Raw genomic sequence first — 24,056 nt, 5'->3', positions numbered from 1 at the left:
GGGAGGAAAAAGGAATGTTTTTAAAACGGTTGGACATTATTGGCTTTAAATCTTTTGCTGACCGCATTGGTGTGGATTTTGTCCCTGGGGTTACGGCCGTAGTAGGACCTAATGGCAGCGGGAAAAGCAATATAACAGATGCAATCCGCTGGGTATTAGGGGAACAGTCAGCAAAATCACTTCGTGGCAGTAAAATGGAAGATATTATATTCGCTGGAAGCGATACGAGAAAGGCTGTTAATTTTGCTGAAGTGACGCTGACCTTGGACAACCAAGAGCAAGGATTAGCGGTTGATTATAATGAAGTAAGTGTTACAAGAAGAGTCTCCCGTTCAGGAGATAGTGATTTCTTTATTAATAAACAATCATGCCGTTTAAAGGATATTATTGATTTGTTTATGGATTCCGGGCTGGGGCGGGAAGCCTTTTCTATTATTAGCCAAGGGAAAGTAGAAGAAATCCTAAATAGTAAAGCAGAAGACCGCCGGACAATATTTGAAGAAGCAGCAGGTGTTTTAAAATACAAAAACCGAAAGAAAAAGGCAGAGGTTAAGCTTGCCGAGACACAAGACAATATTAACCGGGTAAATGATATTTTACATGAGCTTGAAAGCCAAGTAGAGCCATTAAAAATTCAGGCGTCGATGGCAAAGGATTTTTTAGAGAAAAAAGAGGAGCTTGAAAAGTTTGAAGTAGCTCTAACCGTTTATGAAATTGAAGACATGCATCAAAAGTGGGAGAATCTTTCCAGACAGCTGGAAGAGCACCAACATGAGGAACTGAAGCTTTCTTCTGAATTGCAGGTCAAAGAAGCAAAAATCGTTGAAACTAGAGACCAGATTACGGCCTTAGATGAATCGATTTCAGACCTGCAGAATGTCCTGCTACATGCCAGTGAGGAGCTTGAAAAGCTGGAGGGACGAAAGGAAGTTCTAAAAGAGCGGAAAAAGAATGCTGCGCAAAATAAAGGGCAGTTGGAAATGAACATCCGTGAATTAACGGACCGAATCAGCCAGCTTCAAAACAATAGAGACTCTTTAGCCGAATCGGTTAAGCTGCTTGGTGAGCAGGTAAAAACCCTGCAAACACGGTTAAAGGAAAAACAAGAAAAGCTGCAATTATTTGCAGAAAATATTGACGAAAAAATCGAAAGTTTAAAAAGTGAATATATTGAACTGTTAAATGACCAAGCTGGTGCAAAAAACGAATTAAAATACATTGACCAGCAGCTTGAGCAGCAGGATAGAAAAAATTCACGACTTGATGCCGAAAATGAAAAGTATCTTCAAGAAAGAGAAATTGCCCAAAGCAAAAAAAGGGAAATTCAAGCTTCATTAGATGAACTTCAAAAGAAGCTAGCTGAACAAGTTGTTGCCTTTCGTGAGCAGCAACGTAAGCTGGAGACGGTAAAAAACAATTATCAAAAACAAGAGAAAACCTTGTATCAAGCCTATCAGCTTCTGCAGCAGGCAAAGTCCAAAAAAGATATGCTTGAAGAAATGGAAGAGGATTTTTCTGGATTTTTCCAAGGTGTAAAGGAAGTTCTCAAGGCCCGCGGAAAAAAACTCCATGGCATTGAAGGAGCCGTTGCCGAACTAATCTCTGTACCAAAAGAATATGAAATTGCCATGGAAACCGCACTTGGTGGTGCCTTGCAGCATATCGTAGTTGATACTGAACAAAATGCCCGTGCCGCTATTCAATATTTAAAGCAGCATTCTTTTGGACGAGCAACCTTTTTACCACAAAGTGTTGTAAAAGGACGTCCCTTATCATCGGCTCAATTGGCTTCGATTCAAAATCACCCTTCTCTGGTGGGTACTGCTGTCAGCCTGGTTCAGTTTGAACAAAAGTATGCCGAGATTTTTCAAAACCTTTTGGGTAACGTTGTTATAACAAGGGATCTAAAGGGTGCCAATGAATTGGCGAAAATACTCCAATATCGTGTTCGATTAGTTACCCTCGATGGAGACATCGTCAATCCCGGCGGTTCGATGACAGGTGGCGCAGTAAAACAAAAAACATCCTCGCTATTAACAAGAAAAGGTGAGCTTGATGAATTAAAGGGTAAGCTTGTCATTATGGAAGAGAAAACAGCGGATTTGGAGAAGCTGGTTAAATCATTAAAAGAAGATGTCCAAACGGCGGAGTCAGACCTCGAGGTAATGCGTAAAAATGGCGAAGAACTAAGACTATCAGAACAGTCTGTGAAGGGTGACCTACGAGAAGCTGAGTTTGAAGAAAAGAATATCAATGACCGATTAGCCATTTACGACCTCGAAAAAGGGCAGTTTTCTACAGAACAAACCACCTTGCTAACTAGAAAGGCAGAGTTACAATCAGCAATGGAAAATTATAAGGTTTCCATTGCGGAACTTGACGGCCAAATTATAAGACTGACTGAACAAAAGACCAATGATCTTACATCTAAAGAAGCCTTGGTAACCGAAATAAATGAGTTAAAGGTTGAGTTTGCGGCTAAAAACGAGCAATTTTTAAACACCAAAGAACGATTTGCGAATTTCAATGAAGATTTAGCTGAAAGCAGACAAAAACTTGCTGTCTTTACTGAAGACCTCAGCTTGTTAACATCAGAAATGACGAATAGCTCTTCGGGTGAAGAACAATTAGAGACGGCTGCAAAAAGAAAACAAGAAGACAAGGCCGCAACACTTAATCTAATTAGTACAAGAAGGCAAGAACGGGTCCAGCTTCAGGTTTCGTTGGAAGATTTGGAGCTTGAAGCTAAGGAATTAAAGAGAATTCATAAAGGCTTGATAACTGTACTAAAGGATGAAGAGGTAAAACTAAACCGCTTGGATGTGGAGCTTGAAAACAGATTAGCTCATCTAAGAGAAGAATACTTATTATCCTTTGAAGGAGCTAAAGAACAATATCCGTTACCTGTTCCAGTTGAAGAAGCCCGCAAAAAGGTTAAGCTGATAAAACTGGCCATCGAAGAGCTTGGTAATATCAACATTGGAGCCATTGAAGAATACGAGCGTGTTTCCGAACGGTATGAATTTTTAAATGAACAAAAGACAGATCTTCAAGAAGCCAAGGATACACTTTTCCAAGTGATTGAAGAGATGGATACGGAAATGAAAAAACGCTTTGAGCAAACCTTTCAAGGGATTCGGGAACATTTCGAACCAGTATTCAGGGCACTTTTCGGAGGAGGAAGAGCGGATCTTGTATTAACGGCGCCGGAGGATTTATTAAATACAGGAGTGGAAATCGTTGCGCAGCCTCCGGGTAAAAAGCTTCAGAATTTAGGGCTGCTATCGGGGGGCGAACGAGCATTAACGGCCATTGCCCTGCTTTTTTCGATATTAAAAGTACGTCCTGTTCCTTTCTGTATTCTTGATGAAGTGGAAGCGGCACTAGATGAAGCAAACGTCTATCGTTTTAGCCAGTATTTAAAGAGATATAGCTCAGAGACTCAATTCATTGTTATTACACACCGTAAAGGGACAATGGAGGAAGCAGATGTCTTATACGGTGTCACGATGCAGGAATCGGGTGTATCAAAGCTCGTATCTGTCCGATTAGACGATACAAAAGAGCTTGTTAAATCTTAATTTAAGGGAAGTGAAAGAATGAGCTTTTTTAAAAAATTAAAAGAGAAAATTACAAAATCAACGGATACAGTGACAGAGAAGTTTAAGGAAGGTCTTACGAAGACAAGGGACAGTTTTTCCGGAAAAGTCAACGACCTTGTGGCGAGATACCGAAAAGTCGATGAAGACTTCTTTGAAGAATTAGAAGAAATCTTAATTCAGGCCGATGTTGGTTTTGATACCGTTATGCAGTTAATAGATGAGCTGAAGATGGAAGTGAAACGCCGGAACATCCAAGACCCCCAGGAGGTTCAAAGTGTTATTTCTGAAAAACTTGTCGATATCTATAATGCGGGAGAAGGACAATCTTCAAAATTAAACATCCAGGAGGATGGATTAACCGTCATCCTCTTTGTCGGTGTCAATGGTGTCGGAAAAACAACGACAATAGGTAAACTAGGACATAAGTTTAAGAGTGAGGGTAAGAAGGTTTTGATGGCTGCAGGCGACACCTTCCGGGCTGGTGCCATAGAACAGCTTGAAGTGTGGGGGGACAGAGTCGGTGTCGAGGTTATCAAGCAGGCAGAGGGTTCTGACCCTGCTGCCGTAATGTATGATGCCATTCAGGCAGCAAAATCACGCAAAGCTGATATTTTATTATGTGATACAGCAGGCCGTTTGCAAAATAAAGTGAATCTCATGAAAGAGCTGGAAAAGGTAAAGCGTGTCATCGAAAGAGAGATTCCCGGAGCACCCCACGAAGTAATCCTTGTCCTTGATGCGACGACAGGACAAAATGCTCTTATTCAGGCTAAGAATTTTAAAGAAGTAACTAACGTGAGTGGAATTGTTCTTTCAAAATTAGATGGGACAGCAAAGGGAGGCATTGTACTCGCAATTCGCAACGAATTAAAGATTCCAGTTAAATTTGTAGGTTTAGGAGAAAAAATGGATGATTTGCAGGAATTTGATGCCGAAAGGTATGTGTATGGATTATTTGCAGATCAAGTAGAAATGACAGAAGAGTAGATGTAAAGGTATTATCTTGACAGATAATGTCTTACTGTGTAAACTACTTTTGTAAAGGCATTTCACTTAACAAGGAGGCATTTAAGCATGATGCTTGAAAAGACAACACGAATGAACTATCTTTATGATTTTTACTATTCGTTGTTAACGCCGAAGCAGCAAAGCTATATGTCTCTCTATTATTTAGATGATTACTCATTAGGTGAAATTGCTGAAGAGTATGATGTCAGCCGCCAGGCCGTATATGATAATATTAAGCGGACGGAAGCAATGCTCGAGGAATATGAAGAAAAGCTGTTATTATTTCATAAATTTCAAGAGCGTGCGAGGCTATTAAAGCAAGTAAAAGTGTTGCTTAAAGAGGAGACCCCTTCAAAACAGGCGATGTGTGAGATAATTGCCGAGCTTGAAAAATTAGATTAGGAGGCGGCATGAATGGCATTTGAAGGATTAGCCGACCGACTGCAGAATACGATTCAAAAAATCCGTGGAAAAGGAAAGGTTAATGAAGCGGATGTAAAAGAAATGATGCGGGAAGTGCGTCTTGCACTACTCGAAGCAGACGTTAACTTCAAAGTTGTCAAAGATTTTGTGAAAAAAGTCAGCGAGCGTGCTGTCGGGCAAGAAGTCCTTAAAAGCTTAACACCCGGACAACAAATTATTAAAATTGTTAACGAGGAATTAACGGAGTTGATGGGTGGCGAGCAGAGCAAGATTGCGGCCTCAAACCGCCCGCCAACTGTCATCATGATGGTCGGTCTCCAGGGTGCAGGTAAAACCACTACCACTGGAAAGCTTTCGCTATTGCTTCGCAAGAAGTATAATCGCAAACCGTTGCTCGTTGCCGCTGATATCTATCGTCCTGCCGCAATTAAACAGCTTCAAACGCTTGGCAAACAATTGGATATGCCTGTTTTTTCCCTTGGCGATCAAGTCAGCCCGGTAGAAATAGCCCGGCAGGCAATTGCGAAAGCAAAGGAAGAACATCATGATTATGTCCTCATCGATACCGCTGGCCGGCTCCATGTCGATGAAGCGTTAATGAATGAGTTAAAGGATATCAAAGAACTAACAAAGCCTGATGAAATCTTCCTTGTCGTCGATGCTATGACTGGTCAGGATGCCGTAAATGTGGCCCAAAGCTTTAATGAGCAGCTTGGATTAACAGGCGTTGTTTTAACGAAGCTTGATGGTGACACCCGGGGTGGAGCAGCACTTTCTATACGTGCCGTAACCCAGACCCCAATTAAATTTGTTGGTCTTGGCGAGAAAATGGACGCTCTTGAGCCATTCCATCCAGAACGAATGGCATCCAGAATTTTAGGTATGGGCGATGTTTTGACGCTTATTGAAAAGGCTCAAGCCAATGTTGACGAGCAAAAGGCAAAAGAATTAGAACAAAAAATGCGGACAGCTTCGTTTACGCTGGAGGATTTTTTGGAACAGCTCGGTCAAGTTCGTAACTTAGGTCCGCTTGATGAGTTGTTAAAAATGATGCCTGGAGCAAACAAAATCAAAGGCTTGAATAATATTCAAATTGATGAAAAGCAAATTGCTCATGTAGAAGCGATTATCAGATCGATGACCAAGGAAGAAAAAAATAATCCTGAAATCCTAAACTCCAAACGGAAAAACCGGATTGCTAAGGGTAGTGGACGTACTGTCACTGAAGTAAATCGTTTGCTGAAGCAGTTTGAAGATATGAAAAAAATGATGAAGCAAATGGCAGGTATGCAGCAAAAAGGAAAGAAAAAAGGCGGATTTAAATTCCCATTTAAACCGTTTTAATAATTTGTTTTCTGGTAATGATTAGTAATACCTGCTCCTGCGGCATATCGTATTCGAGGAAGTAACGTTCACCTCGTCGCATGCCTGCAGGGATGATTTTACAGCGAAGCAGGCATGTAAAGAAAAAACACTTTACAAATGATATATTAATTGATAATATACTATCTTGTGTGAAACAATTTCGGAGGTGCTTATTTAAAATGGCAGTTAAAATTCGTTTAAAGCGTATGGGAGCAAATAAAACTCCTTTCTATCGTATCGTAGTAGCAGATTCTCGTTCACCACGTGATGGACGTTTCATCGAAACAGTTGGAACTTACAATCCAGTTGCAGAACCAGCAATTGTTGAAATCAACGAAGAATTAGCTCTTAAGTGGTTACAAGACGGTGCAAAACCATCTGATACAGTTCGTAACCTTTTCTCAAACCAAGGCATCATGGAAAAATTCCATAATGCAAAATTAAGCAAGTAATCGCAGGGAACTATGAAAGAATTAATCGAAACGATTGTTAAGCCTCTAGTTGATTTTCCTGAAGACGTCCGTGTTGACGTCTCAGAGGACAACAACCGCGTTACTTATCAGCTCTCTGTTAACAAAACAGATATGGGAAAAGTAATCGGCAAGCAGGGGCGTGTTGCAAAGGCCATTAGAACTGTTGTTTATGCAGCAGGATCATCACAACAAAAGAAAATTTTTCTCGAAATTGGTGAATAGCTTTTTGCATCTAGATGAAAGGGGGGAATCAACATTCCTCCCTTTTTTGCTATAAGAAAAGAAAGGAGCCATCTTTATGCAAATTATCCAAACGGTTGTGGTAAAGCGAATTCTAACGGAAAAAAGCAAAGAAAAATTATTTGAACAATTCAATCACCAAAAGCTTCAGCTCCAAAAAGAATGCAGCCAGCTTCAATTTGAATTAAAACGATTGGAGAAAACCAAAAGCTTTTCGCCGGGAGAATTAAAAAGTCATTTTGAAAAAGAAATCAATAAACGAATTGAAAAAGAAAAGCTTCTAGAGTTCCAAATGGAACAATTACATATGCTACCTTTAGGCAGTGAATTAAAGGAAAAAGAAGTCCAGGCCCTGGTTGACATAAAAGAGGGTGATCCATGGATTGGACAAGCAGAAATCATTATTAAAGACGGAATTATTGAGGAAATAAGAGAAGGTGAATAATCGTATGGAAAAATGGTTTAATGTCGGGAAAATTGTAAATACCCAAGGAATAAAAGGTGAAGTGCGTGTCATTTCAAAAACGGATTTCCCTGAAAAGCGGTATAAAGCAGGAAATGTATTGTATTTGTTTATGCCAAATTCCAAAACGCCTATTGAGCTAACAGTAAAAAGCCATCGAACCCATAAAAATTTTGAATTACTGACATTTGAAGGTTTCAATAACATTAATGAAGTTGAAAAGTTTAAAGAGGGAATTCTCAAGGTCCCTGAATCACAGCTGGAAGATTTAGAAGAAGATGAATTTTATTACCATGAAATTATCGGCTGCCTTGTTGCGACAACAAAAGGGGAAGAACTTGGGAAAGTTACGGAAATTTTATCACCGGGTGCCAATGACGTCTGGGTGGTAAAAGGGAAGGGACGAAAGGATTTATTAATCCCTTATATTCATGATGTTGTTAAAAAAGTGGATATTAAAGAAAAAGTCATCTTAATTGAGCCAATAGAAGGGCTGCTTTCATGATGCAGATTGATATCCTTACCCTTTTCCCCGAAATGTTTTCCGGGGTGTTTAACCAGTCTATTTTGCAAAAAGCGGCAGAGAAAAAGGCCGTCCAATATAATGTTGTTAATTTCCGTGAATTTGCTGATAACAAGCATTCCTCTGTTGATGATTACCCGTACGGAGGAGGAGCTGGAATGGTTTTAATGGCTCAGCCCATCTTTGATGGTGTAAATACTCTCAAGGAAAAAGCAAAAAGTAAGGATCCACGGGTAATCCTCCTCTGTCCTCAAGGCCAGCGCTACGATCAGAAAAAAGCCGAAGAGTTAGCTCAAGAGGAACATCTGATATTTATTTGCGGTCATTACGAAGGTTATGACGAACGAATCCGGCAGCATGTGGTAACGGATGAAATCTCGATTGGGGATTATGTCTTGACCGGTGGTGAGCTTGGAGCCATGGTTGTTGTTGACAGTGTCGTTCGTCTTTTGCCGGAGGTGTTAGGAAATCAGGAATCACATATGAAGGATTCCTTCAGCACAGGTCTGTTAGAACATCCGCATTATACAAGACCTGCGGATTTCCGCGGGCTGAAGGTCCCTGATATACTAATGTCAGGCAATCATAAATTAATTGAAGAATGGCGCAATAAAGAAGCATTGAGAAGAACACTTCAAAGGCGTCCGGATTTATTTGATAAAATCGAACTGACACCGGAACAGGAAAAATGGTTAGCTGAAATAAAAAAAGAATACAAGTAGTATTGCGGGAGAACGACAATTATGTTATGATACTTCTTGTGACTTGAGCTGAACCTTTTCAGAATCTAGTCTTATAACGATGTTCCGCTGCAATGTAATTGTTAGTAGATGTGCATGAGCATCTGTTGGAAGGAGTTGAAAACGATGCATAAATTAATCGAAGAAATCACAAAAGAACAACTTCGTTCTGATCTTCCTGCGTTCCGTCCTGGTGACACTGTACGTGTACACGTTAAAGTTGTTGAGGGTACTCGTGAGCGTATTCAGTTATTTGAAGGTGTAGTGATTAAGCGTCGTGGTGGTGGAATTAGCGAAACTTTTACAGTTCGTAAAGTTTCTTACGGAGTAGGCGTTGAGCGTACTTTCCCAGTACACACACCAAAAATTGCGAAGCTTGAAGTAATTCGCCGCGGTAAAGTCCGCCGTGCTAAGCTTTACTACTTGCGTAACCTTCGCGGTAAAAAAGCAAGAATTAAAGAGATTCGATAACATGAAAAGAAAAGAGCTTGCTCATGAGCAGCTCTTTTTTTATACAGATTTTAATAAAGTTTAATCAAATTATTAAAGTTTGATTAAAAACATTTTCCCATCGTGTTAAAAAGGTTGAAGTTATGTAAAATAGGCTTTATAAGATATTTTGTTACTAAGATTGGTGGGGACACAAATGGTAAAAAAGAAAAATGAACTCTGGGAATGGACAAAAGCGCTATTAATAGCTGTTATATTAGCTGCATTAATTCGTTACTTTCTCTTTGCTCCAATTGTCGTGGATGGCTTATCGATGATGCCGACTTTAAAGGATCAGGACCGTATGATTGTGAGCAAGTTTAGCTATGATATTGGAAAACCAAAGAGATTCGATATCATCGTTTTTCATGCACCAGAACATAAGGATTACATAAAACGTGTTATTGGTCTTCCGGGAGATACCATTGAATATAAAGATGATGTTTTATATGTTAATGGTAAAGCGTATAAAGAACCTTATTTAGATGAATATAAGAAACAAGTAAATGATGGTCCCTTAACTAGCTCGTTTAAGTTAGAAGAAACAGCAGTAGGGCGTAAAACAGTTCCTCCAGGGGAATTATTCGTCATGGGGGATAATCGCCGTTTCAGTAAAGATTCTAGACACATTGGAACGATTCCAATGAGTAAAGTAATTGGCAAGACAAGCATTGTATATTGGCCATTAAAGGATGCCCATATTGTTACAGTGAAATAGTACAATTATCTAGCTTGAGCGCCTAGCCCCTCGAGGTTATAAGCCAATCCGACATGAAGGTTAAAAAGCAGCCTTCATACCGGATTGGCTTATGCTTGTCGGGGGCTGAACAAGGCGCTTCCGCTTTTAAAGGAGGTGACTTGCTTTGACGATCCAATGGTTTCCTGGCCATATGGCCAAGGCTCGCAGAGAGGTCACGGAAAAATTAAAGTTAGTCGATATTATTTTTGAGCTGGTAGATGCGAGAATACCGTTTTCTTCTCGAAATCCAATGATTGATCAAATTATTCAGCATAAGCCAAGATTAGTTTTATTAAATAAATCGGATATGGCCGACAAAGAGGCAACAAAGGAATGGATTGCTTTTTTCGCTGATAAGGGAATTAAAGCACTCGCCATCAATTCTCATGCCGGTGAGGGCATGAGAGACATTGCTCAGGCCTCGCAAGAAATCCTGAAGGAAAAATTTGATCGCCTACGGGCAAAAGGAGTTAAGCCTAGAGCGATCCGTGCAATGATCGTTGGAATTCCTAATGCTGGAAAGTCAACGCTAATAAATCGCCTTGTAAAAAAGAATATCGCCAAAACAGGAAACACTCCAGGTGTGACAAAATCACAGCAGTGGATTAAGGTTGGAAAAGAAATGGAACTGCTGGATACGCCGGGAATTTTATGGCCCAAGTTTGAGGATCAAGAGGTTGGAATGAAACTGGCGATAACAGGCGCGATTAAGGATGTACTTTTAAACCTGCAGGACCTGACAGTCTATTCGTTAAGATTTTTAGAACGTGCCTACCCAGAGCGTCTGCAGGAGCGTTATAAACTATCTAAACTTCCAGAAGACGTAGTAGAGCTATTTGACCACATTGGTAAGCTCAGAGGCTGTTTAATGGGCGGCGGCATGGTTGATTATGACAAAGTGGCAGAACTGGTTATCAGGGAAATTCGCTCTGAGAAATTCGGGCCGCTTACATTTGAAAGACCAAAGGACTTTCAGCAATCTGAACAGGATGTTTAAAATGATTGAGCTCTCCAAACGGAGAGCTTTATTAATGATATTGGGTGAACATATATGAAAAAGTTATCAATTTCTGAAATAGTAGAAAAATTATCCTCCATTTTAACAGAAACGGATCCCTTTTTGTTAGAGTTCGAGAAAGATGAACGGAAAGGGGTTCAATCTTCTTTAGCCAAGTGGAAGAAACAGAGAGAACTAGAACGATCCCTGGAAGAAAAGTTTTTTGAAATGACCCAGTATGAGCGGAAAATGAAGGGAAAGGGCTTCCAATTCATTGCAGGTGTGGATGAAGTCGGCAGAGGACCACTTGCAGGTCCTGTTGTGGCAGCGGCAGTAATCTTACCTAATAACTTTTTCTTAGCAGGAATAGATGATTCTAAAAAGCTAACAGAGAAAAAACGTCTCGAATATGATGCCATTATAAGGAGAGAGGCGATTTCCTATAGCATTTCGATAATTTCGGCTGAGGAAATTGATGAAATCAATATTTATGAAGCGACCAAAAAAGCGATGTCTTCAAGTATTGTTTCTTTAAAATTGGAACCTGATTTTTTACTGATTGATGCAATGAAGCTCCGGACTCCCTTTCCTTCTGAATCGATCATCAAAGGTGATGCAAAAAGTGTATCCATTGCTGCCGCTTCCATTATTGCTAAAACAGCCCGCGATGAACTTATGAAAGATCTTTCAAAGCAATATCCTGTCTATGGTTTTCAGAAGAATATGGGATATGGAACGAAAGAACATATTGAAGCCCTACAACGGCATGGAATTACTCCTTATCATAGAAAAAGCTTTTCCCCAGTTAAGGAAATGTTTGAAAGAAATATAAACGAACAATTAAGTATGAAAATATAAATAAATACAATAATAAAAAACAGGTCACAGACCTGTTTTTTATTATTGTAAATATTTACTATGTTTAAATTGTTCAATGTGGAATTAATTTTTTCAGCATAATGGTGGACAAGGTATGTGTCATTATATAAAATGAAAACGGAGTCAATTTTAGAAGAGTTTGATAGGAGGATGGGAAATGAATATCCATGAGTATCAAGGCAAAGAGATCCTCAGAAAGTACGGGGTAGCGGTTCCTAATGGAAAAGTGGCCTTTACTGTTGAAGAGGCAGTGGAAGCGGCAAAAGAACTAGGAACACAAGTATGTGTAGTTAAGGCGCAAATCCATGCAGGCGGACGAGGGAAAGCCGGTGGTGTTAAAGTTGCGAAAAACCTTGATGAGGTTCGTACATATGCTAATGAAATCTTAGGTAAAACATTGGTAACACACCAAACAGGCCCTGAAGGAAAAGAAGTTAAACGCCTCCTAATTGAAGAAGGCTGCGACATCAAAAAAGAATACTATGTAGGTTTAGTTTTAGACCGCGCTACTTCTCGAGTTACGTTAATGGCTTCTGAAGAAGGCGGAACGGAAATTGAAGAAGTTGCAGAAAAGACACCGGAGAAAATTTTCAAAGAAGAAATCGACCCGGTTATTGGCCTTCAGCCTTTCCAAGCACGTCGTATTGCCTTCAATATTAACATTCCGAAGGAACTAGTCAATCAAGCTGTTAAGTTCATGATGGGCTTATACAATGCTTATATTGAAAAAGATTGCTCAATTGCTGAAATTAATCCGCTTGTTGTAACAGGTGACGGAAAAGTTATGGCACTTGACGCAAAATTAAACTTTGACTCTAATGCTTTATTCCGTCAAAAAGACGTATTAGAGTATCGTGACCTTGAAGAAGAGGATCCAAAAGAGATCGAAGCTTCAAAATATGATTTAAGCTATATTGCTTTAGATGGAAATATCGGCTGTATGGTTAACGGTGCCGGACTTGCCATGGCAACTATGGATATCGTAAAACACTACGGCGGAGACCCTGCAAACTTCCTTGATGTTGGGGGCGGCGCCACAGCAGAAAAGGTTACAGAAGCATTTAAAATTATCCTTTCTGATCCAAACGTAAAAGGTATTTTTGTTAATATCTTCGGCGGAATCATGAAGTGTGATGTTATTGCTGAGGGTGTTGTAGAAGCTGCGAAGCAAGTTGGACTGAATATCCCTCTAGTTGTTCGTTTAGAAGGAACGAATGTTGACTTAGGTAAAAATATTTTGGCTGAGTCAGGACTTAACATCACTGCTGCAGAATCCATGGCTGACGGTGCACAAAAAATCGTTTCATTAGTGAAATAGGATCCGTAGAAAGGGGAATTAACGTGAGCGTTTTTATTAATAAAGATACGAAAGTTATTGTTCAAGGGATTACAGGTGCAACAGCACTATTCCATACAAAACAAATGCTTGAATATGGTACACAAATCGTTGGAGGTACAACTCCAGGCAAGGGCGGCATGGAAGTTGAAGGCGTGCCTGTATTTAATACTGTAAAAGAGGCAGTTGAAGCAACTGGCGCAAATGCTTCAGTTATTTATGTTCCTGCTCCATTTGCAGCAGATGCCATTATCGAAGCAGTTGATGCTGGACTAGATCTTGCGATTTGTATCACTGAGCATATCCCAGTTTTAGATATGGTTAAGGTTAAACGTTACATGGAAGGCAAAAAGACTCGTTTAGTTGGTCCTAACTGCCCAGGTGTTATTACGGCAGATGAGTGTAAAATCGGTATTATGCCTGGTTACATTCATACAAAAGGCCATGTTGGTGTCGTATCACGTTCTGGAACATTAACATACGAAGCAGTTCACCAATTAACACAAGCTGGAATCGGCCAAACAACGGCTGTTGGTATTGGCGGAGACCCTGTTAACGGAACTAACTTTATCGATGTTTTAAAAGCATTTAATGAAGACCCAGAAACATATGCAGTTATCATGATTGGCGAAATCGGTGGAACTGCTGAAGAAGAAGCAGCTGAGTGGGTAAAAGCTAATATGACGAAACCTGTTGTAGGCTTCATTGGCGGACGTACTGCACCTCCAGGAAAACGTATGGGCCATGCTGGTGCGATCATTTCTGGCGGTAAAGGTACTGCAGACGAAAAAATCCGTGTTATGAACGCATGCGGCATTAAAGTAGCAGATACTCCGTCTGTTATGGGTGAAACATTAATTGAAGTCCTTAAAGAACAAGGATTATACGAAAAGTGTAAAACACACTAATATTCAATCACCAAGAAATTAACAGATAGTCCCTCATACGATGAGGGGCTATTTCTTTATAAAAATGACATGGAGGTAAATTTCAAAATGGATGATTTTAAAGAAAGACTAGTTGCCTTACTTCATTATCCCGATATTTCATGGAATACCGTTTTTCAATTGTTAAAAAATGATCCCACACTTCAAACTTTTGAGAAAGCCGGGTCGCAAACATTTCAAGAATATTTTTTCCCACAGGCATTCCCTGCTGAACCTTCTGCACATTCTTCTGCCCTAAACCTTCATTCTGAAACTATTCACGAACAAATCCGTCAATATAAAACAAATGATATTTCAGTCATCACGGTTTTTGATAAAGAATATCCTCCGAATTTAAAAGAAATTTTTCAGCCGCCTTGGGCACTATTTGCAAAAGGTGATTTATCGCTGCTTAAAAAAGAACCAAAGCTTGCGGTAGTAGGCTCACGTCAAGCAACACAGTATGGCAAAAATGCTATTAGACTCTTATTCCCTGAATTAATTGAAAATGATGTCCTCATTGTCAGTGGACTAGCTAAGGGAATAGATGCACTTGCGCATGAATATGCAATTAAAAACGGGGGAAATACAATTGCCGTCATTGCTGGCGGATTGTATCATATATATCCAAAGGATAACATGGATTTGGCATTAGAAATGATGAAAACGCAGCTTGTCCTATCGGAATACCCACCGGATACAAAGCCGCTAAGATGGCATTTTCCTGCTCGCAATCGAATCATTAGTGGACTTTCAAATGGAACATTTATAATAGAAGCAAAGCGAAAAAGCGGGTCCTTAATTACAGCCAATTATGCAGTGAATGAAGGAAGAGATGTTTTCTCCTTGCCAGGAAGTATTTTTAATCCATACTCAATAGGTGCGAATGAATTAATCCAACATGGGGCAAAACTTGTAACGAAAGCTGAGGATATTTTAGAAGAATTAAGATTAAACTTTAGATAAATTAGAATAAAATTCTAGATAATTGCAGGTTTTTTATTGATTAATGGAGAAATTAGCTAAAAAAGGTTGAAATTATTTCTAATATGTTATACATTTTCCATCAGACGTTCGAAAAAAAGAATATTTAAAATAAGTATAAATAAAATTCATTTTATATAGAATTGAAAAACATGGGATAGGGCAGTATTTTATCCGGTTAAATTGGTATAACTGGAATTTAGAAAAACTACTCAACTTGTTAGCCTCTTAGAAACTGGCTTTTTGCCGTCTTCAAGGTGCTTTCATACTTCCCTCTAAGGAGGATATTTAAATGGCAGATTTTCTTGTAATTGTCGAATCGCCAGCAAAAGCGAAAACAATTGAACGCTATTTAGGGAATAAATATAAAGTAAAAGCATCCATGGGGCATGTTCGGGATTTACCACGAAGTCAAATGGGTGTCAATGCAGAAAACCAATTTGAACCAAAATATATAACTATACGTGGTAAAGGGCCTGTTCTAAAGGAATTAAAGACGGCGGCGAAAAAAGCAAAAAAAGTCTTTCTGGCGGCCGACCCTGATCGCGAAGGGGAAGCAATTGCCTGGCATTTGGCGCAAAGTTTGGATGTTGATATTCATTCTGACTGTCGAGTGGTTTTTAATGAAATCACAAAAGATGCGATTAAAGAATCGTTTAAGCAGCCCCGGTCAATAAACATGGATTTAGTTGATGCCCAGCAAGCGAGAAGAATATTAGACCGTCTTGTCGGATATAATATCAGCCCTCTCTTGTGGAAAAAAGTCAAAAAGGGGCTAAGTGCTGGACGGGTTCAATCTGTTGCTGTCCGCTTGATTATTGATCGGGAAAAAGAAATAAAAGCTTTTGTTCCTGAAGAATATTGGACAATTGAAGCAGAATTTCTAAAGGGAAAAAATCAGTTTAGCGGCAGTTTTCATTCTCTTGTTGGCGGGGAAAGAACTGGGCTTAAATCAGAGCAGGATGTCAAAACGGTCCTAAATGAAATCGATGGTAATAAGTTTAAGGTTATCTCCGTCACTAAGAAAGAGCGAAAACGCAATCCGGCACCACCTTTTATTACTTCTTCTCTGCAGCAAGAAGCAGCGAGAAAGCTAAACTTTCGTGCTAAGAAAACGATGATGCTTGCTCAACAGCTTTATGAAGGAATCGAGCTAGGCAAAGAAGGAACGGTTGGTCTCATAACCTACATGAGAACAGATTCCACCCGAATCTCTGAAGTTGCTCAAACTGAGGCAGCAGATTATATTAAAGCTGAATTTGGCGAGAATTTTCTAAAAGATGAGCAAAAGAAAGAAAAAAAATCCGCCAATGCCCAGGATGCACATGAAGCGATTCGTCCAACGAGTACTTTTAGGAATCCAGATAGCATAAAAGGGTTTCTCTCCCGGGATCAATTTCGGTTATATAAGTTGATTTGGGATCGATTTTTAGCAAGTCAAATGGCGCAAGCAGTAATGGATACGATGAGTGTTGACCTGCAAAATGGCAATGTTCTATTCCGGTCAACTGGCTCAAAAATAAAGTTTCCGGGCTTTATGAAGGTTTATGTCGAGGGAACCGATGATCAAGAGGATGGTCCGAATAAGATGCTCCCAGACCTAAAGGAAGGGGACGAAATATTTCAAAAGGATATTGACCCTAAACAGCATTTTACCCAGCCGCCGCCAAGGTACACAGAAGCAAGGCTTGTTAAAACGTTAGAGGAGCTCGGAATTGGACGGCCGTCCACGTATGCTCCAACATTAGATACCATTCAAAAACGCGGTTATGTTGCTCTCGATAATAAACGTTTTGTCCCAACTGAGCTTGGAGAAATAGTCGATGAAGTGATGATGGAATTTTTCCCTGAAATCATAGATGTGGAATTTACAGCCAGATTGGAAAAAGGATTAGACTATGTAGAAGATGGAAAAATGCAGTGGGTAAAACTGATTGATGCATTTTACGTTGATTTCGAGAAACATTTAAAAATAGCGGAACAAGAAATGGAAAAAATAGAAATAAAAGACGAACCGGCAGGCGAGGATTGTGAGAACTGTGGCAGTCCGATGGTTTTTAAGATGGGACGGTACGGAAAGTTTATGGCCTGCAGCAATTTCCCTGATTGCCGCAACACAAAACCAATTGTCAAAGAAATCGGGGTAACTTGTCCTACATGTAAAGAAGGGCAAATTATCGAGCGTAAAAGCAAGAAAAAAAGGCTGTTTTACGGATGCACCAATTATCCGGAATGTGAGTTTATTTCCTGGGATAAACCACTGCCAAGAACTTGTCCTAAATGCGAAGGACTCCTTGTAGAAAAGAAATTAAAAAAGGGTGTCCAAGTTCAATGTGTAAGTTGTGATTACAAGGAAGAACCGCAAAGCTAAAGAGTGGGCAAAGCCCGCTCTTTTATTTTTATTGGTATTTAAAACTTTTTTCTTTTTGATTCGTATAGTACAATGCAAGTTGGACTTAAATGAGGGAAGGTTATTAATATACATATTCCATCAGCAAGATTTCAGGAGGTTTATATATGAAAGATGTTACAGTTAACGTAGTTGGTGCGGGACTTGCCGGCAGTGAAGCTGCATGGCAGATTGCAAAACGAGGAGTGAAGGTGCGTTTATTCGAAATGCGTCCTGTTAGACAGACCCCTGCACATCATACCGATAAATTCGCTGAATTAGTTTGCAGCAATTCATTAAGAGCAAATACATTGACTAATGCAGTGGGTGTATTAAAGGAGGAAATGCGGAGGCTGGATTCTGTTATTATTGCGGCTGCAGATGCCTGCTCTGTACCGGCGGGAGGCGCCTTGGCGGTGGACCGCCATGAATTTGCTGCGAAAGTGACAGAAATGGTGAAAAACCATGAAAATGTTACCGTTATGAATGAAGAAGTATCAGAAATTCCATCTGGCCCGACTGTAATTGCAACTGGGCCGCTGACTAGCCCGGACCTTTCAGCGCAATTAAAAAAACTAACCGGAGAAGATTATCTTTATTTTTATGATGCTGCTGCCCCTATTCTTGAAAAAGACAGTATTGATATGGAGAAAGTGTATTTGAAATCCCGATATGATAAGGGAGAAGCTGCTTATTTAAATTGCCCGATGACAGAGGAAGAGTTTAATCGTTTTTATGAAGCGTTAATCGCTGCAGAAACGGTCCCATTGAAAGAATTTGAAAAGGAAATCTTTTTTGAAGGCTGTATGCCGATTGAAGTTATGGCTTCAAGAGGAAAGAAGACCATGTTGTTTGGGCCATTAAAACCTGTTGGTCTTGAGGATCCGAAAACAGGGAAGAGACCATTTGCAGTTGTACAGCTTCGGCAGGACGATGCCGCCGGAACTCTTTTCAATATTGTCGGTTTTCAGACACATTTAAAATGGGGGGCCCAAAAGGAAGTCATTCAATTAATTCCAGGGCTGGAGAATGCAGAAATTATCCGTTATGGAGTTATGCATCGGAATACGTTTATTAATTCACCAAAGGTATTAAAGGCTACCTACCAATTCAGAAATCGTGAAGATTTATTTTTTGCTGGACAAATGACAGGAGTAGAAGGATATGTGGAATCAGCTGCCAGCGGATTAATTGCTGGAATAAATGCTGCTCGTCTTGTAGAAGGAAAGGAAACAATCGAGCTTCCTGCTGAAACAGCTATCGGCAGTATGGCTCGTTATATCACTACGGCAAATCCAGACAATTTTCAGCCGATGAATGCAAACTTTGGATTATTTCCGGAGCTGCCTGTTAAGATAAAAGGAAAGCAGGAAAGAAATTTACAACATGCAAATCGTGCGTTAGAAACAATTCAGAACTTTGTGAAAGTTTTGTAAAATTTATTGCAAGGGTTATTGAAGTATGTTACTATTTAATAGCCCTTGTGAAGTAAGCCCCATGGAAAGCAATTGTGAATCTTTTATTAAAGTTATTTAAGGAGTATTTACAATTAAAGAGGAATTACGCACAATATAAAATTGAACATTATCATCATGATATCAGTGATTTCCTATAGGTTATTTGCGTATGTATTTACAGTTACATAATTATTTTTTATTTTATGTATTTCTGACTACTCCTGAAGGAGGATGATTGGTATGAATCAATTTCATGCGACAACTATATTTGCTATCCATCATAATGGGGAATGTTCAATGTCCGGTGATGGTCAAGTGACATTTGGAAATGCTGTTGTGATGAAACATACAGCAAGAAAAGTGCGAAAGATATTTAATGGAAAAGTATTAGCCGGTTTTGCGGGTTCAGTTGCAGACGCTTTCACTCTTTTTGAATTATTTGAAGGAAAACTGGAGGAATTTAACGGCAATCTTCAAAGGGCAGCTGTTGAGCTTGCTAAAGAGTGGAGAAGCGATAAAATTTTAAGAAAGCTTGAAGCAATGTTAATTGTCATGGACCGAGAAAATTTACTGCTTGTTTCAGGAACTGGAGAGGTAATCGAACCTGATGATGGGATTCTAGCTATAGGCTCGGGTGGAAATTACGCTTTATCTGCAGGACGTTCCTTAAAGAAATATGCTGGAGAGCATCTATCTGCAAAAGAAATTGCCAAAGCTTCTTTAGAAATAGCTGCTGAAATTTGTGTTTACACGAACCACAATATTGTCGTGGAAGAGCTATAACGGAAAGGAGACTTAAAATAATGGGACGAACAACTAATTTAACCCCGAGACAAATTGTTGAAAAACTGGATCAATATATTATTGGGCAAAAGGATGCTAAGAAGGCAGTTGCAATTGCGCTAAGGAACCGATATAGAAGAGGCTTATTGAATGAAAAGCTCCGCGATGAGATTATTCCTAAAAACATTTTGATGATTGGTCCTACAGGTGTTGGTAAAACAGAAATCGCAAGAAGAATCGCTAAATTGGTGGGTGCACCATTTATAAAAGTGGAAGCCACTAAATTTACCGAAGTTGGCTATGTCGGCCGTGATGTGGAATCAATGGTCCGCGATTTAGCTGAAACCTCTGTCCGCTTGGTAAAAGAAGATCGAATGAATAGTGTAAAAGAACGTGCCGAAGAAAATGCGAATGTAAGGCTTGTCGATTTGCTTGTTCCTTCTGCAAAAAAGTCTAATAACTATAAGAATCCTCTAGAAATGTTATTCGGAGGCGGAAGTTCATCTGGAGAGCAGGAAAATCATCAAGAAGATTATTCTATTCAAGAAAAGCGGAAAATTGTGAAAGAAAAGCTGGCACTCGGACAGCTTGAGGAAGAAATCGTTACGGTTGAAGTTGAAGAGCAGGCACCATCGATGTTTGATATGCTTCAAGGCTCAGGAATTGAACAAATGGGCATGAATATGCAGGACGCCTTAAGCAGCTTTATGCCGAAGAAACACAAAAAAAGAAAATTAACTGTTCGTGAAGCAAGAAAAGTCTTAACAAATGAAGAGGCTTCAAAGCTCATTGATATGGACGAAGTATCTTCCGAAGCTATTTATCGTGCTGAACAAACAGGTATCATATTCATTGATGAAATCGACAAAATTGCAAGTAAGAATTCGGGGGGGTCTTCTGCGGATGTATCACGAGAAGGCGTTCAAAGGGATATTTTGCCTGTTGTAGAGGGATCCACAGTGGTAACTAAATATGGAACGATTAAGACGGATCATATTTTATTTATTGCTGCGGGCGCCTTCCATATGGCAAAACCTTCAGATTTAATTCCCGAGCTTCAAGGACGTTTTCCAATCCGTGTTGAGCTGACAAAATTAACGGTTGAGGACTTTTTCCGGATTCTGATCGAGCCAGATCATGCATTAATTAAGCAATATCAAGCATTATTGGAAACAGAAGGTATACAAATTGAATTTTCTGACGATGCTATTCGTAGAATAGCCGAAGTAGCTTACGAAGTGAATCAAAATACAGATAATATTGGGGCGAGAAGACTTCATACGATTTTAGAGAAGCTTTTAGAAGATCTTTCGTTTGAAGCTCCAGAAATCTCGATGGAGAAAATCACCATCACGCCGCAATATGTAGAAGAAAAACTTGGAGCTATTTCTAAAAATAAAGATTTAAGCCAATTTATTCTTTAGAACGAATTGCCTAATATGTTGCAATAATCGTTTAACAAATAAAATTTAATAATGGTTGTAGTTAATTAGGAGGAAGAAACAGATGGATTTACTTACAAAAACAAGAAGGATTAATGTTTTATTGCAAAAAGCAGCAGGGAAGCCTGTAAACTTTAAAGAAATGTCGGAAATTTTAAGTGAAATTATTGAATCAAATGTTTACATCGTTAGTCGCCGCGGAAAGCTGCTAGGTTATTCGATTTATCAGCAAATCGAAAATGAAAGAATGAAAAAGATGTTTGAGGATCGTCAATTTCCTGAAGAATATACAAACAGCTTATTCAATATTCAAGAAACATCTTCGAACCTTGATATTGAAAGTCAATATACTGCTTTCCCAGTTGAAAATAGAGATTTATTCCGTGAAGGATTAACCACGATTGTACCAATTATTGGTGGTGGGGAGCGCCTAGGAACTTTAATACTGGCAAGATTACATGAGAAGTTTCATGATGAAGATCTTATTCTTGCAGAATATGGTGCAACGGTTGTTGGTACAGAAATTTTACATGAAAAATCACAAGAGATTGAAGAAGAAGCAAGAAGTAAAGCTGTTGTTCAAATGGCTATCAGTTCATTATCATACAGTGAGCTTGAAGCAATTGAACATATTTTTGAAGAACTTAATGGTCATGAGGGCTTATTAGTTGCCTCCAAGATTGCCGACCGTGTTGGGATTACTCGTTCTGTGATTGTTAACGCATTAAGAAAGCTTGAAAGTGCCGGAGTAATTGAATCACGTTCCCTTGGAATGAAAGGAACTTACATCAAAGTGTTAAATGATAAGTTTCTTGTTGAGCTTGGTAAATTAAAATCTAACTAATTAGATAAAAAATTCCCGGCATCTGCCGGGGATTTTTATTTTTAATAAACTTTCTCTTGATTGTAGAAGGTACATATGCTATATTATTTCATGGTGTTAATACACACGCCTGTTGATTTAAGCAGATGGTGCTGTTTATTACAGTTTCTGTTTAAAAATGAGACAAGCGGAGGAAAACAAACCACTAGGAGGAAAAACAAATGTCAGTAATTTCAATGAAGCAATTGCTTGAAGCTGGTGTACATTTCGGACACCAAACTCGCCGTTGGAACCCTAAGATGAAGAAATATATCTTCACTGAGCGTAACGGTATCTACATCATCGACCTTCAAAAAACAGTTAAAAAAGTTGAAGAAGCTTATAACTGGGTGAAGGATCTTGCTGGTAACGGCGGAACAATTCTTTTCGTTGGTACTAAGAAACAAGCTCAAGATTCTGTTAAAGAAGAAGCTGGCCGTTCTGGTATGTACTATGTGAACCAACGCTGGTTAGGTGGTACATTAACAAATTTCGAAACAATCCAAAAGCGTATTGGCCGCTTAAAAGATATCGAAAGAATGTCTGAAGACGGTACATTCGAAGTATTACCTAAAAAAGAAGTTGTTCAATTAAAGAAAGAACAAGAACGCCTTGAAAAATTCTTAGGCGGTATCAAAGATATGAAGCAGCTTCCAGATGCATTATTCATCATTGACCCTCGTAAAGAGCGCATCGCAGTTGCTGAAGCTAAGAAATTAAACATTCCTATCGTAGGTATTGTTGATACAAACTGTGATCCAGACGAAATCGACGTAGTTATCCCTGCGAACGACGACGCGATTCGTGCGGTTAAACTTTTAACTGGTAAAATGGCTGATGCGATCCTTGAAGCAAAACAAGGCGAAGAAGTAGCAGTTGAAGCTTAATTAAATGAAGTGATCAAATTAAAAGGTGATAAGAGGGAGACCCTTTATCACCTTTTTTTAAAGAATGTTTATCTTTAGTTTGAATGGCTAAGATATGAGTATAGTACATAGTAATTAAAGGAGGAAATAAATTATGGCAGTTACTGCTCAAATGGTAAAAGAACTTCGTGAAAAAACGGGCGCAGGAATGATGGATTGTAAAAACGCGCTAACAGAAACTAATGGAGATATGGATCAAGCAATTGATTGGTTACGTGAAAAAGGGATTTCAAAAGCTGCTAAGAAGGCAGACCGTATTGCTGCTGAAGGATTAGCTGCTATTTCTGTGGAAGGTAACGATGCAGTTATCCTTGAAGTAAACTCTGAAACAGATTTCGTTGCGAAAAATGAAGGTTTCCAAACTCTTGTTCAAGAGCTTTCTTCACACCTTCTTAAAAACAAGCCAGCTACTGTTGAAGAAGCTACTGCTCAAAAAATGGAAAACGGAGCAACTGTTGATGAGCACATCAATGCAGCGATTGCAAAAATTGGTGAAAAGCTTTCACTTCGCCGTTTTGCTGTAGTATCAAAAACAGATAATGATGCATTTGGTGCATACCTTCACATGGGCGGCCGTATCGCTGTATTAACAGTTCTAGAAGGTACAACTGATGCAAGTGCAGCAAAAGACGTATCCATGCATATTGCTGCATTAAATCCAAAATATGTTTCTCGTGACCAAGTTTCACAGGATGAAATTGAGCGCGAGCGTCAAGTTCTAACACAACAAGCACTTAACGAAGGCAAGCCTGAAAATATTGTTGCTAAAATGGTTGAAGGCCGTCTTGGAAAGTACTTTGAAGATGTTTGTGTACTTGACCAAACTTTCGTTAAGAACCCTGACCAAAAGGTCCGTCAATTTGTTGAATCAAAAGGTGCTACTGTTCGTGAGTTCATTCGTTACGAAGTAGGAGAAGGCATCGAAAAGCGTGAAGATAACTTTGCTGAAGAAGTTATGAATCAAGTTAATAAACAATAGTCAAAGTTACAGAAATAGTTTTTAAATAGGG

The 24,056-nt window shown here is 39.3% G+C and carries 23 protein-coding genes; all 23 read left to right on the top strand.

Annotation, left to right across the window (positions count from 1 at the left end):
• Positions 1-14 precede the first annotated feature (14 nt).
• The 23 genes from smc (at position 15) to tsf (ending at position 24,025) form a co-directional block, all read left to right on the top strand.
• On the top strand, positions 15-3,581 hold the full coding sequence (gene smc / locus PH210_RS01045) for a chromosome segregation protein SMC (protein ID WP_289982298.1): 3,567 nt from the start codon (positions 15-17) through the stop codon (positions 3,579-3,581).
• 18 nt (positions 3,582-3,599) lie between these two features.
• Positions 3,600-4,589 (top strand): signal recognition particle-docking protein FtsY, encoded by a 990-nt coding sequence (gene ftsY, locus PH210_RS01040; RefSeq protein WP_289982297.1) that lies wholly within the window; start codon positions 3,600-3,602, stop codon positions 4,587-4,589.
• Between the two features lie 90 nt (positions 4,590-4,679).
• A complete protein-coding gene (locus PH210_RS01035) occupies positions 4,680-5,012 on the top strand; it encodes a putative DNA-binding protein (protein WP_289982960.1) in 333 nt (110 codons plus the stop codon).
• A gap of 12 nt (positions 5,013-5,024) precedes the next feature.
• Positions 5,025-6,377 carry a signal recognition particle protein gene (gene ffh / locus PH210_RS01030; protein WP_289982296.1) on the top strand — a complete coding sequence of 451 codons (1,353 nt, stop codon included), beginning with the start codon at positions 5,025-5,027 and terminating at the stop codon, positions 6,375-6,377.
• 200 nt (positions 6,378-6,577) lie between these two features.
• A complete protein-coding gene (gene rpsP, locus PH210_RS01025) occupies positions 6,578-6,850 on the top strand; it encodes a 30S ribosomal protein S16 (protein WP_289982295.1) in 273 nt (90 codons plus the stop codon).
• 12 nt (positions 6,851-6,862) lie between these two features.
• Positions 6,863-7,093: a KH domain-containing protein gene (locus PH210_RS01020; RefSeq protein ID WP_223588542.1), complete on the top strand. Its 231-nt coding sequence runs from the start codon at positions 6,863-6,865 to the stop codon at positions 7,091-7,093.
• A gap of 76 nt (positions 7,094-7,169) precedes the next feature.
• Positions 7,170-7,556 carry a YlqD family protein gene (locus tag PH210_RS01015; RefSeq protein ID WP_289982294.1) on the top strand — a complete coding sequence of 129 codons (387 nt, stop codon included), beginning with the start codon at positions 7,170-7,172 and terminating at the stop codon, positions 7,554-7,556.
• 4 nt (positions 7,557-7,560) lie between these two features.
• Positions 7,561-8,079, top strand: coding sequence for a ribosome maturation factor RimM (gene rimM, locus PH210_RS01010; RefSeq protein WP_289982293.1), 519 nt, complete (start codon positions 7,561-7,563; stop codon positions 8,077-8,079).
• Complete coding sequence (gene trmD, locus PH210_RS01005; protein ID WP_289982958.1) at positions 8,079-8,819, top strand: tRNA (guanosine(37)-N1)-methyltransferase TrmD; 741 nt, start codon at positions 8,079-8,081, stop codon at positions 8,817-8,819. Before rimM ends, trmD begins: the two co-directional genes overlap by 1 nt.
• A 144-nt stretch (positions 8,820-8,963) precedes the next feature.
• Complete coding sequence (rplS, locus tag PH210_RS01000; protein WP_223588716.1) at positions 8,964-9,308, top strand: 50S ribosomal protein L19; 345 nt, start codon at positions 8,964-8,966, stop codon at positions 9,306-9,308.
• A gap of 175 nt (positions 9,309-9,483) precedes the next feature.
• Positions 9,484-10,044 (top strand): signal peptidase I, encoded by a 561-nt coding sequence (gene lepB / locus PH210_RS00995; RefSeq protein WP_289982292.1) that lies wholly within the window; start codon positions 9,484-9,486, stop codon positions 10,042-10,044.
• A 145-nt stretch (positions 10,045-10,189) separates the two neighbouring features.
• Positions 10,190-11,062, top strand: coding sequence for a ribosome biogenesis GTPase YlqF (ylqF, locus tag PH210_RS00990; RefSeq protein ID WP_289982291.1), 873 nt, complete (start codon positions 10,190-10,192; stop codon positions 11,060-11,062).
• Between the two features lie 54 nt (positions 11,063-11,116).
• On the top strand, positions 11,117-11,920 hold the full coding sequence (rnhB, locus tag PH210_RS00985; protein ID WP_289982290.1) for a ribonuclease HII: 804 nt from the start codon (positions 11,117-11,119) through the stop codon (positions 11,918-11,920).
• A 178-nt stretch (positions 11,921-12,098) separates the two neighbouring features.
• Positions 12,099-13,259 (top strand): ADP-forming succinate--CoA ligase subunit beta, encoded by a 1,161-nt coding sequence (sucC, locus tag PH210_RS00980; protein ID WP_289982289.1) that lies wholly within the window; start codon positions 12,099-12,101, stop codon positions 13,257-13,259.
• 23 nt (positions 13,260-13,282) lie between these two features.
• Entirely contained in the window at positions 13,283-14,185 is a 903-nt protein-coding gene (gene sucD, locus PH210_RS00975) for a succinate--CoA ligase subunit alpha (protein WP_223588529.1), read from the top strand.
• Positions 14,186-14,272: 87 nt separating this feature from the next.
• Positions 14,273-15,169, top strand: a complete 897-nt coding sequence (gene dprA, locus PH210_RS00970) for a DNA-processing protein DprA (protein ID WP_289982288.1) — start codon at positions 14,273-14,275, stop codon at positions 15,167-15,169.
• Between the two features lie 310 nt (positions 15,170-15,479).
• Positions 15,480-17,558: a type I DNA topoisomerase gene (gene topA, locus PH210_RS00965; RefSeq protein ID WP_289982287.1), complete on the top strand. Its 2,079-nt coding sequence runs from the start codon at positions 15,480-15,482 to the stop codon at positions 17,556-17,558.
• A gap of 146 nt (positions 17,559-17,704) precedes the next feature.
• Positions 17,705-19,012, top strand: coding sequence for an FADH(2)-oxidizing methylenetetrahydrofolate--tRNA-(uracil(54)-C(5))-methyltransferase TrmFO (gene trmFO, locus PH210_RS00960; RefSeq protein ID WP_289982286.1), 1,308 nt, complete (start codon positions 17,705-17,707; stop codon positions 19,010-19,012).
• Between the two features lie 261 nt (positions 19,013-19,273).
• Positions 19,274-19,816 (top strand): ATP-dependent protease subunit HslV, encoded by a 543-nt coding sequence (hslV, locus tag PH210_RS00955; protein ID WP_289982285.1) that lies wholly within the window; start codon positions 19,274-19,276, stop codon positions 19,814-19,816.
• A 20-nt stretch (positions 19,817-19,836) separates the two neighbouring features.
• Entirely contained in the window at positions 19,837-21,240 is a 1,404-nt protein-coding gene (hslU, locus tag PH210_RS00950) for an ATP-dependent protease ATPase subunit HslU (RefSeq protein ID WP_289982284.1), read from the top strand.
• Between the two features lie 82 nt (positions 21,241-21,322).
• Positions 21,323-22,102: a GTP-sensing pleiotropic transcriptional regulator CodY gene (codY, locus tag PH210_RS00945; protein WP_289982283.1), complete on the top strand. Its 780-nt coding sequence runs from the start codon at positions 21,323-21,325 to the stop codon at positions 22,100-22,102.
• A 200-nt stretch (positions 22,103-22,302) separates the two neighbouring features.
• On the top strand, positions 22,303-23,007 hold the full coding sequence (gene rpsB, locus PH210_RS00940) for a 30S ribosomal protein S2 (RefSeq protein ID WP_289982282.1): 705 nt from the start codon (positions 22,303-22,305) through the stop codon (positions 23,005-23,007).
• A gap of 133 nt (positions 23,008-23,140) precedes the next feature.
• Complete coding sequence (gene tsf, locus PH210_RS00935) at positions 23,141-24,025, top strand: translation elongation factor Ts (RefSeq protein ID WP_289982281.1); 885 nt, start codon at positions 23,141-23,143, stop codon at positions 24,023-24,025.
• Positions 24,026-24,056 lie beyond the last annotated feature (31 nt).

The organism is Paenibacillus sp. BSR1-1, from assembly GCF_030403775.1.
In the GTDB taxonomy this organism is placed as follows: Bacteria; Bacillota; Bacilli; order Bacillales; family Cytobacillaceae; genus Neobacillus.
The sequence above is the reverse complement of the archived record's forward strand: the minus strand, read 5'-3'. Positions and strand labels throughout refer to the sequence as shown.

Bases quoted from the DNA above. Each gene is read 5' to 3' on its own strand.
- smc (WP_289982298.1), top strand. From the start codon at position 15: ATGTTTTTAAAACGGTTGGACATTATTGGCTTTAAATCTTTTGCTGAC.
- ftsY (WP_289982297.1), top strand. From the start codon at position 3,600: ATGAGCTTTTTTAAAAAATTAAAAGAGAAAATTACAAAATCAACGGAT.
- PH210_RS01035 (WP_289982960.1), top strand. From the start codon at position 4,680: ATGCTTGAAAAGACAACACGAATGAACTATCTTTATGATTTTTACTAT.
- ffh (WP_289982296.1), top strand. From the start codon at position 5,025: ATGGCATTTGAAGGATTAGCCGACCGACTGCAGAATACGATTCAAAAA.
- rpsP (WP_289982295.1), top strand. From the start codon at position 6,578: ATGGCAGTTAAAATTCGTTTAAAGCGTATGGGAGCAAATAAAACTCCT.
- PH210_RS01020 (WP_223588542.1), top strand. From the start codon at position 6,863: ATGAAAGAATTAATCGAAACGATTGTTAAGCCTCTAGTTGATTTTCCT.
- PH210_RS01015 (WP_289982294.1), top strand. From the start codon at position 7,170: ATGCAAATTATCCAAACGGTTGTGGTAAAGCGAATTCTAACGGAAAAA.
- rimM (WP_289982293.1), top strand. From the start codon at position 7,561: ATGGAAAAATGGTTTAATGTCGGGAAAATTGTAAATACCCAAGGAATA.
- trmD (WP_289982958.1), top strand. From the start codon at position 8,079: ATGCAGATTGATATCCTTACCCTTTTCCCCGAAATGTTTTCCGGGGTG.
- rplS (WP_223588716.1), top strand. From the start codon at position 8,964: ATGCATAAATTAATCGAAGAAATCACAAAAGAACAACTTCGTTCTGAT.
- lepB (WP_289982292.1), top strand. From the start codon at position 9,484: ATGGTAAAAAAGAAAAATGAACTCTGGGAATGGACAAAAGCGCTATTA.
- rnhB (WP_289982290.1), top strand. From the start codon at position 11,117: ATGAAAAAGTTATCAATTTCTGAAATAGTAGAAAAATTATCCTCCATT.
- sucC (WP_289982289.1), top strand. From the start codon at position 12,099: ATGAATATCCATGAGTATCAAGGCAAAGAGATCCTCAGAAAGTACGGG.
- dprA (WP_289982288.1), top strand. From the start codon at position 14,273: ATGGATGATTTTAAAGAAAGACTAGTTGCCTTACTTCATTATCCCGAT.
- topA (WP_289982287.1), top strand. From the start codon at position 15,480: ATGGCAGATTTTCTTGTAATTGTCGAATCGCCAGCAAAAGCGAAAACA.
- trmFO (WP_289982286.1), top strand. From the start codon at position 17,705: ATGAAAGATGTTACAGTTAACGTAGTTGGTGCGGGACTTGCCGGCAGT.
- hslV (WP_289982285.1), top strand. From the start codon at position 19,274: ATGAATCAATTTCATGCGACAACTATATTTGCTATCCATCATAATGGG.
- hslU (WP_289982284.1), top strand. From the start codon at position 19,837: ATGGGACGAACAACTAATTTAACCCCGAGACAAATTGTTGAAAAACTG.
- codY (WP_289982283.1), top strand. From the start codon at position 21,323: ATGGATTTACTTACAAAAACAAGAAGGATTAATGTTTTATTGCAAAAA.
- rpsB (WP_289982282.1), top strand. From the start codon at position 22,303: ATGTCAGTAATTTCAATGAAGCAATTGCTTGAAGCTGGTGTACATTTC.
- tsf (WP_289982281.1), top strand. From the start codon at position 23,141: ATGGCAGTTACTGCTCAAATGGTAAAAGAACTTCGTGAAAAAACGGGC.